This is a genomic window from Frankia sp. CoWAU3 (assembly GCF_977971855.1).
The window spans coordinates 5,996-7,952 of the sequence record NZ_CDWWXB010000010.1 but is presented as its reverse complement, the minus strand read 5'-3'; the positions used below and the strand labels follow the sequence as shown (position 1 = coordinate 7,952).

At 76.0% G+C, this 1,957-nt stretch carries 2 pseudogenes; both read right to left on the bottom strand.

The window, feature by feature from the left end:
* Positions 1–1,346, bottom strand: a pseudogene (locus AC08ON_RS02300) (class I SAM-dependent RNA methyltransferase); the annotation flags it as partial.
* Positions 1,343–1,957 (bottom strand): annotated as a pseudogene (locus AC08ON_RS02295) (DNA-binding protein); the annotation flags it as partial. The pseudogenes AC08ON_RS02300 and AC08ON_RS02295, both read right to left, overlap by 4 nt.

Here is a 1,957-nt window from a genome sequence, read left to right as displayed (position 1 = left end):
GGCCGCCGCGGCGGCGAGGTCCCGACCCAGCGCGACAGGATCGCAGGCGACGTAGGCGACCGCGCGGGGGCGATGGGCGAGCAGCGCGGCCACCACCGCCGGGCCCGCCCCGGTGCGCGGCGGGTCGAGCACCGCGAGATCGATCCGGCCGGCCGGCCCGCCCGTAGCGACCACCCCACGAACGGTAGCCGGTGTCACCCGCAACGCCCGCAGCGAGACCCATGGCAGATCGGCGAGGTTGTTCGCCGCGGCCGCGACCGACGCGGCGTCGGACTCCAGCGCGATGACGCGGCCAGCGGCGCCGACATCCTCCGCGAGGAACGCCGCGAACAGGCCCGTCCCGGCATACAGGTCGAGCGCGGTCTCCCCGGCTCGGGGACGCAGGGCCTCGCGGACCGCGTCCACCAGCACGCCGGGAGCCGCCGGATGGACCTGCCAGAACACCTCCGGCCCGAGCCGGAACCTCCGCCCCCCACCACCTCGACGACCTCCCCGGGGGCTCCGACCTCCCCGGGATCCTCGCCGGTCCCGGCGTGCTCGTCGTTGACGACCGTCCCGGCACCGGCGGGATGCACCGCCACGGCCACCTGCCCGGTCGCCGGGCTGGCCGCGACCTCGACGGCGTCGGCCCCAGGAAACCGCCGGCCGGCGAGCGCCGCGAGGACGAGGGGGTGGGCGATGCGGCAGTCCGGCGCCGCCACCACCTCGTGCGAGCGGCTCGCCCGCAGCCCGACCTCGCCGCCGGTCACCGCGAAGCGCATCCGGGTCCGCCACGCCAGTCCGTCGTCGGCGCCACCGGACCGGTCGGATCCGGTCAGCCGCTCCGGGGCGCCGACGGGCACCGCCTCGACCAGCACCTCCAGCGCCGGCTCGGCGCCGGGTCCGGCCTCGGCCGCCGTCCCCAGGCCGGACCCGGCGTGCGCGGGGCTGACCCGGGCGTCGAGGCCGCCGAACCGCCGAAGGGCGTCGGCCACGACCTCGGCCTTACCGCGCCGCTGCGCCGCGAGGCCGGCATGCTGCCAGTCGCACCCCCCGCACAACCCTGGACCGGCGTGCGGGCAGGGCGCGACCACCCGGTCCGGCGAGGGCGTCAGGACGGCGACCGCGTCCGCCCGCCAGTACCGCTCGTGGGAGGCGTCGGTAACTCGGGCACGAATCCGTTCGCCGGGCAGGGCATGGCGGACGAACACCACCCGACCGCCCGAGCGGGCGACGCAGAAGCCGCCGTGGGCCACCGGCCCGACGTCGAGGTCGAGCAGCGAGCCGACCGCGGTCCCCGGCACGCGGGCCTGCCGTGCGGTGCCCCCGGAGACGCGCGATCGCGCGGGCCGACGCTGTCGACTCACCGCTTCCGCTCCAACGGGCCGGGAAGCGTGGCCCGGCCCTGTCGCACCGCGCCCGCCCCGGTCCGTTCGAACCGCTGCTCGGCCAGCCTGGACGAGGCGAGCTGCCAGGGCACGCTGGTGACCATGACGCTGGGCTGGAAGAGCAGCCGGGCCTTGAGCCGCAGCGCGCTCTGGTTGTGCAGGAGATGCTCCCACCAGTGACCGACGACGTACTCGGGGACGTAGACGGCGACGACGTCGCGGGGGCTCTCCCGCCTGATCCGGGCGACGTAGTCCAGCACCGGGCGGGTCACCTCCCGGTAGGGGGAGGCCAGCACCACGAGATCGACGGTGATCCCCCGCTCCGTCCACGCCTTGCGGAGCCGATCGGCCTCCGCCTGGTCGACGGCGACCGTGACCGCGACGAGGCTGTGCGGCCGCGACGCCTTGGCGTAGGCCAGGGCCCGCAGTGTCGGGGCATGGATCTTACTGACGAGGACGACGGCGTGGATCCGGGAGGGCAGGGTCGGCGGCCCGGGTTCCGGGGTGAGTTCGACCGCGACCCGGTCGTAGTGAGCCCTGATCCCCCGCATCCCGAGAAAGATGATCGGGATAGCCAGACAGACGATCCA